8 protein-coding genes and 2 pseudogenes are annotated in these 6,756 nt (G+C 74.3%); all 10 read right to left on the bottom strand.

The window, feature by feature from the left end; genetic code table 11:
- A partial coding sequence (locus JNW87_RS32395) for a GvpL/GvpF family gas vesicle protein (protein WP_238454987.1) occupies positions 1 to 476 on the bottom strand: 476 nt, incomplete at its 3' end.
- A 151-nt stretch (positions 477 to 627) separates the two neighbouring features.
- Positions 628 to 822, bottom strand: a pseudogene (gene gvpJ, locus JNW87_RS41790) (gas vesicle protein GvpJ); the annotation flags it as partial.
- A gap of 7 nt (positions 823 to 829) precedes the next feature.
- Complete coding sequence (locus JNW87_RS32385) at positions 830 to 1,183, bottom strand: gas vesicle protein (RefSeq protein WP_238454985.1); 354 nt, start codon at positions 1,181 to 1,183, stop codon at positions 830 to 832.
- A 134-nt stretch (positions 1,184 to 1,317) separates the two neighbouring features.
- On the bottom strand, positions 1,318 to 1,530 hold the full coding sequence (locus JNW87_RS32380) for a gas vesicle protein GvpG (RefSeq protein WP_238454984.1): 213 nt from the start codon (positions 1,528 to 1,530) through the stop codon (positions 1,318 to 1,320).
- A 3-nt stretch (positions 1,531 to 1,533) separates the two neighbouring features.
- Positions 1,534 to 2,310, bottom strand: a complete 777-nt coding sequence (locus JNW87_RS32375) for a GvpL/GvpF family gas vesicle protein (protein WP_238454988.1) — start codon at positions 2,308 to 2,310, stop codon at positions 1,534 to 1,536.
- Between the two features lie 209 nt (positions 2,311 to 2,519).
- Positions 2,520 to 2,660 (bottom strand): annotated as a pseudogene (gvpJ, locus tag JNW87_RS41785) (gas vesicle protein GvpJ); the annotation flags it as partial.
- An 80-nt stretch (positions 2,661 to 2,740) separates the two neighbouring features.
- Complete coding sequence (locus tag JNW87_RS32365) at positions 2,741 to 3,955, bottom strand: SRPBCC family protein (protein WP_238454982.1); 1,215 nt, start codon at positions 3,953 to 3,955, stop codon at positions 2,741 to 2,743.
- A gap of 776 nt (positions 3,956 to 4,731) precedes the next feature.
- A complete protein-coding gene (locus tag JNW87_RS32360) occupies positions 4,732 to 5,241 on the bottom strand; it encodes a GNAT family N-acetyltransferase (protein ID WP_109804278.1) in 510 nt (169 codons plus the stop codon).
- A gap of 129 nt (positions 5,242 to 5,370) precedes the next feature.
- Entirely contained in the window at positions 5,371 to 6,273 is a 903-nt protein-coding gene (locus JNW87_RS32355) for a hypothetical protein (protein ID WP_238454981.1), read from the bottom strand.
- A gap of 87 nt (positions 6,274 to 6,360) precedes the next feature.
- A complete protein-coding gene (locus JNW87_RS32350) occupies positions 6,361 to 6,756 on the bottom strand; it encodes a DUF3263 domain-containing protein (RefSeq protein WP_238454980.1) in 396 nt (131 codons plus the stop codon).

Below are 6,756 nucleotides of genomic sequence, written 5' to 3'. Positions count from 1 at the left end.
CTGGCCGGCCGCCTCCGCCGTGCGGGGCGCGCGCCGGGGACGACGTACCCCTTGACGCCCCACTCCTCGCGGCCGGTGAGCCGGGCCAGCGTGGCGGAGAACTCGTCGCGCCGCTCGGTGAGCACCCGGGCCACCCGGTCGTCGTCGCGATGCACCGTGGCGAGCCGGGCCGGCACCACCGCGCCCGCCCGCGACAGGGCGTCCACCACCGTGTGGTGGGTCCGCGCGGCCCGCTCCAGCCAGGCCAGGTCCTCCAGGTTGCGGCGCAGCGCCGCCTCGCCGTACTCGGCCAGCGGGGCGGCGCTGACCACGGCGGTCAGGCCGGCGGCCCGGACCGGGCGGACCGGAGCGCCGTCCATCCCGGTGATCCCGGAGAGGGTGGCCGGGTCGACGTCGGCGGTCACGCCGTGCAGCCAGACGCCGGTGCCGGTCTCCGGCGCGTCAGCCGTCGGAGTGGTCTCAGCGGTCGTACGCATTCGGCTCCTCCCGCTCGGCCCGGGCGGCCACCCGGGGCCGCCGGGACGCCTCCACCTCCTCCGGGTCCCGCGGCCCCGGCTCCACCGGCGGGCGGGCCCGCGAGCTGAGCCACGGGTCGTGCTCCCACCAGTCGATGCCGATCTGCCGCGCCGTGTCCACCGAGGCGATGACCAGCCGCAGCTTCAACGTCAGCAGCTCGATGTCGAGCAGGCTGACCCGGATGTCACCGGCGATGACGATGCCCCGGTCGAGCACCCGCTCGAGGATGTCGCCGAGGTTCGCCGGCTCGTGCCCGGCCGGCAGGACCTGGCCCGAGTTCTGCACCACCGAGGGTGGCCGCGCCATCGTCATCTCAGTCCCCCTTGCCGCGCTGGTACCGGCGGGACCGCCGGTAGCCGAGCAGGCTGCCCGTCATGTCCAGCTCCACCTCGTAGAGGCCGAGCAGGTCGGTCGAGGCCGGGATCCGGTGGTCCTCGACCACCTCCACCCCGACCAGCCAGCCGTCGTCCGTGGGCTGGATGGAGGTGATGCCGAGCGGGTCCTTGCCGGTCAGCCCGACGATCTGGCGCAGCCCCTCCCGGGCCGCCTCGGCGGCCGACACCTCCTCGTACTCCTCCTCGTCGACGTACCGGCCGGCGTCGGCGCGGGCGTCCCGGTCGCGCCGGCGCTCCCGGTCGCCGTCACCACGGATCCGTGCTCCCGTCATCTCAGTCCCCTCGCCCGCGGTGCTGGTCACCCCGTCGACCGACGGTCCGTCGCCGGCCGGTCTCCCGGCGGCCGGCGGCGGCCGCCGGCCGGCGGCCTCGGGAGGGGTAACCTCAACGCCGCCGGCCGGGGTGGTCAGCCGGTCCAGGACCTCCTGCTGTCGCCGGTCCCGCTCCTCCGGCGTGATGTCGCCGCCGCCGCCGCCCGGTCCAGGTCCTCCAGCTCGCGTCGGATGTTGACCGGGTTGTACTGCCGCGCCTCCGCCTCCCGGGCGATCACCTTGACCACCACGGTCAGCCCCCGCACCGGGGCGTACGGCAGGGTCAGCAGGCTCCAGAGGATGTCCATCTCTCACGCCACCAACTGGTGCGCGCTGACGAAGTCGTACGGGGCGAGCGGGCCGAGCAGTCGCATCCGGGCCAGGTCCCGCCGCTGCTCGGCGAAGTCCTCCACCGCCCGGACGAAGTCCTCCTCGTCGTCGGTCGCGACCAGGAAGGCGACGTTCATCGCGTCCAGTTCGCTGCTCGGCGGGCGCGGCGCGTGCGCCACCGCGTACGGGGTGAGGGCCTCGATCAGCGCCCGGTTCTCCGCCTCCCGGCGCAGCTCCACACCCTGGCTGATCATCTCGCCGAGTCGGATCCGCTTTTCCCGGGTCTCCGCCTCCTGCCGGCCGCGCACCTGCTCGGCCAGCGCCGCGGCGGCGCTGTTCTCGGTGAGGAAGTCGCTGATCATCTCCTCCTCGTCGAAGCGGCCGTGCACGGTGTACTGGAGCCGGTCCTCGAACTCGTCGAGGGCGGCGGCGAACCGGTCGTGGTGTGCCTCCAGCAGTTCCGCCACCGCGTCCTGGCCGGTCACCACCGTGCCGAACCGGACGGGCAGCACCGGCGCGACCGCCGCCGTGCCGTCCAGCAGCGTCTGGTACGCGGTCAGGTCGGCCGGGCGGCCCATCGGCTCCTCCAGCCCGACCTCGCTGACCAGCGCGGCCAGGTCGCCGTGCCGGACCGCGGTCACCTCGCCCGGCGGGTCGCCGACCCCTTCCGCGTCCGGGGTCGGCTCCACGTCGGACGGCACGATGCCGTAGATGAACAGCCCGGCCGCGCCGCTCGGCTCTGCCTCCTGGGTGGTCATGCTCACCGCTCCTCCTCCCGGCGCCGGCGGGGCCGTTCCCGCTCCCGATCGGGGCCGCGGTCGCCCAACGAGTCCGCCACCGCGCCGCTGATCTCCTGGGCCGCCTTGCCGAGGCCGGAGATCGCCTTGCCCTTGGTCGCCGCTCCGGCAGTGTCCCCCACCAGGTCGGGCAGCCCCTTCTGGTTCTTCGGGGTGATGCTCAGCCGGTCGACCGCCTCGGCGAACCGGAGGTACGTCTCGACGCTGGCGATCACGACCCGAGCGTTGATCTCCAGAAGCTGGATGCCGACCACGGCGACCGACACCTGCGCGTCGATCACCACGCCCTTGTCCAGCACCGTCTCCACCACGTCGGCGAGGGTGCCCCCGTCGCCACCGCCTCCGCTGCGTTCCAGGGCGCCGCCCTGGGCGCCGCTCCTCGTCGCGATCGTCATTCGCCACGCTCCTCACGCCGCCGCCGGACCACCGGTCGACGCGGCGGCTCCGGGGCACGGCGGGCGGCCGGGCGGGGACGCTGCGGTTCCGCGTGCGGCTCCCGCTCCTCCCGCGGCTGCTGACGGCGGGCCCGCTCGGGCTCCCGGCGACGCGGCGGCGGCTGCTCCTCCTCGGGTTCCGCCTCGTACTCCTCGTCGTCGAAGTCGTCGCCCTCGTCGTAGGCGTCGTACTCCTCTTCCTCCGGGGGACGGCGGCGCTGCGGCGGGCGACGGCGGCCGCGCTCGGCGGGCCGGCGCTCCTCGCGCTCCTCCGCCTCCTCCACGGGCTCCTCGGTCCGACCCCGCGGCCGGCCCGGCTCCTCCTGCTCGCGCTGTTCCTGCTCCTCGCGCAGCGCGGTCTCGTGGTCCTTGACCACCTGGGAGTCCTCGATCTCGCCGCGCCAGCCCTCGACCGAGTCCGGGTCCAGGACGGTCTGGGTCATCACGTGCCGGACGAAGTGCTTCAGCTCCAGGCGCACCCGTCGGCCCTGGGCCCGCCACAGGTTGCCGGTGTGCTCGAACAGCCCCTGCGGGTGGTACTCCAGGACGACCAGGATCCGGGTGAGGTCCGGGCCGACCTCGTGGAAGCTGACCGTGCCGTCGACGGAGCCCTTCTCGCCCTTGGAGCGCCAGTGGATGAGCCGGTCCGGGATCTGCCGGACGATGGTCGACTCCCAGCTCCGGTGCGACCAGAAGACCTGTGCCTTCCAGGTCATCTTCTCGTCGGAGTCCTTGTCGGCCTGCTCGACCTTCTTCATGAAGCTCGGGAAGTCGCTGAACGTCGTCCACTGGTTGTACGCGACCCGCACCGGCACGCCGACCTCGATGGTCTCGACGATGTTGGTGACCTTGAGCTTCTTGCCGCCCTTGCCACCCTTGCCGCCGCCACCGCCGAACGCCGACATGAGCTTCTCCTTACCGCCGGCCAGGCCGGCATGGAACATGGCCTTCATCGGGGAGTGCCCCTCGGCGAGCTTCTGCGCGCCGGTGGCGGCGGCGACCAGGCCGGGGCCGCCGCCGGACTTCGCGTACTCGCTGAGCCGGCCGGTGGCGCCGGTGAGCCGCTCGGTGACCACCTGGACCGCCCGCTCACCGATCGCGCCGGCGAGGTTCCGCAGTTCCCCGCCGAGCTGGTCGCGTGCCTTGTCCGCGAGCTTGGGATTGGCCGCCATGGTCACCGCCCCTGCCGACGCGCCACGACCGGCCGCTCCTCGCGGTCGGCGTCGTCACGGTCGTCGTCGTAGTCGTCGTCGTAGGCGCCTTCGGCCTCGGGCTGGTCGTCGAGTTCCTGCTCCTCGTCGGGCGCCGACCGCTCTCCGGCGGCGGCGTCGGAGTCCGGCCGGTTCCCGCCGGACTTCCGGCGCAGCGCGTCCGCGCTGCCGCGCAGCTTGCCGCTGAGGGCGTCGATGCCGCTGCCGGCGGCGGCGGTCGCCGCGGCCTTGCCGGCGGTGGCCAGGGGCCGCCGAGCTTGGTGAGGTTGCCCAGCTGGGCGGACGAGTTCAGCAGGTCCGTGCCGTACTTCCGCAGCCCGCCGGGATTCTGGCTGGCCCGGCCCACGGCCACCGCGGCGGCCAGCGTGAGGGCGGTACGCAGCTTCCTGCGGCGGCCCAGGAGGTACCCGAAGCCCACCGCCAGCGCGACCCGTGCTCCGCTCTTCATCGGTTCTCCTTCGCTCCCCGGGGGACGCGGACGCCGCATGGTGGGGCAGGCCGGAAACAGCTCCGGGGAATAGCGCGAAATGGGCCTGCGACCGGGCATCCCGTTATTAGCGGACCCGGCGGGCAGTACCCGTGGGCCCACCCACGAAACGTTTCCCCGCAATTCCAGCGAGGTCCGTCACAGCGCATTCGGATGAGCCGCCACGGCGGCGGAGGAGCCTCGCAAAACGGTCAGACAGGCCGGGCTGGGCAGCCAAAAGACGATTGTTGACACAAGGCAAGCGAGATAATCAGAGGGCCGGCAGGGCCGAATCCAGACACATTTCCGCGCGCACCTTACCGCCGTCTTCCCGCAATCGGGCACCGCATTTCCGCAGCACCGAAATAGCGCCCGGGTTGTCCGGCGTCGTCTCGGCGACGACGGTGCGCATGCCGGCCGCGGCGGCCGCGTTCAGCAGCTCGCGCAACGCCGCCGCGCCGAGCCCCTGCCCCCGGGCCGAGCGCCCCAGCCACATCCCCGTCTCCACGGTGCCGGGCTGCTCGCAGCGGGTCATCCGGACCATCCCCACCACCTCGCCGCCGGCGAGGATGGCGTACATCCGGGTGCGGGTGGGGCCGTCCAGGCCGGTGAAGCTGGCCCGGTGGAAGTCGCGGAACGCCTCCCGGCGGGCGAGCGACCAGCCGGCCGGGGCGTCCACCGGGGGCATCACGTCTTCGGGCTCCGCCTCGGCGGCCGCTACGGAGAGCAACGGCTCCAGGTTCCGTTCGTCCACCGGCTCAAGTCGTACCGCACCCGCCACGTGCCGCAGTCTGCCGCCCGTACCGGCCGGAGTCCACCCCTTTGGCCGGGGACTGCCGGTCCGGTGGAAGGTACGGGCCGGTCGGACGGCCTCCGTGTTCTGCCTCACGCTCCGTTGTCGCGGCCCGGCTCAGTCCGCCGCGTCGAACTCGCAGAACACCACCGAGGCGTCGTCGGTCCGCTTGTGCCGGCGCAGCCGGTCCGGGTGGTCGCGCTCGGCAGCGCGGACCCGGGCGATCAACCCCTCCGGCCCCTCGGCCGCGGTCACGTCCAGCAACCCGGTCCAGTCGAAGAGGCCGAACTGCTCGACCGCGCAGGACGCGCCGTCGCTGAGCAGTGCCGCCCGGCGCAACGCCCCGGGCCCGCGCAGCGGCAGCGTCCCGGTCACCGCGTGGTACGCGGCGTCCGGGTCGGCGGCGGCCGCCCAGTAGCCGTGCGTCCGGTTCATCCGCTCCCGCTGCACCATGACCGCCTGCCGGAACCGGGTCACCGGATCGACCTCGCCGCCGGGCAGGTCGGCGGCGGTGCGGCGCAGCTCCGCCATCGCGGTGTCCAGCCGCTCGTCGGAGACCACGCTCACCTGGCCGCCGGCGTCCAGCACCAGCGGGCTGTCGCAGAGCACCAGGTAGTCCACCTGGTCGCCGCCCTCGCGGAGCAGGCAGACCGTGGAGGAGGGGGTGCCCGGATGGTCGAGGTCGCACTCGCCCCCGTGGTCGGCGCGGACCGCCAGGATGGCCGCCGCGAGGCTGCTCATCAGCGTCGCCGCCGGTCGGGCCGCGAGCGCCAGGCCGATCCGGGCGGCCAGGTGCCGGACGTACCAGGCGGGCCCGTGCACGCACCCGGTGTCGAAGCCCTCCGGCACGGTCGCCCCGTCGAGCACCCCGACCAGCGGGCCGAGGCGGAAGACCGCGTCCTCGTTCTCCAGCCGACCCGGGGCGGCGGCGGAGGCGGAGCGTACCCGCATCGTCGGCGCCACCCCGACCGGCCGCGTCGGCCGGCTCCCGATCGGGTACCGGCGGTCTGGTGCCCCCATCCGTTCGCTCCCTCCGTCGCCGCCCGCCTACCCGGACCGGCCGGGGCCATGCGGGCGCCCGCTGTGCACGTACGAGAAGTGAGCCGGTCAGCGACGCCGGTTGCGGGCGCGTGAGGAGCGCAGCCGGCGCAACCGGCCGATCAGCACCGGCTCGGCGGCCAGCGCGGCCGGGTGGTCGAGCAACGCGTTGAGCAGTTGGTAGTACCGGGTCGCGGAGAGCCCGAAGGTGTCCCGGATCGCCTGCTCCTTGGCCCCGGCGTGCTTCCACCACTGCTGCTCGAAGGCGAGGATCCGCCGTTCCCGCTCGGTCAGCCCGTCGGCCGGCCCGGCCTCCGCCGCCGGCCCGGCCGCCACGTCGGCAGGCACGCCCTCGGTCGCCCCCGACCGCTCGTCGGGCGGCGTGGGCGCTTCGCTCCCGGTCGGGACGGCCGGGGCCGGATCCGCTTCCACGGCCGGGGCGGACCGCGGCGGGGGGACCGCCAC

This window comes from Micromonospora sp. ATA51, from assembly GCF_016802855.1.
GTDB lineage: Bacteria > Actinomycetota > Actinomycetes > Mycobacteriales > Micromonosporaceae > Micromonospora > Micromonospora sicca.
Note: the sequence above shows the minus strand (reverse complement) of the source record. Positions and strands in the feature narration are given on the sequence as shown.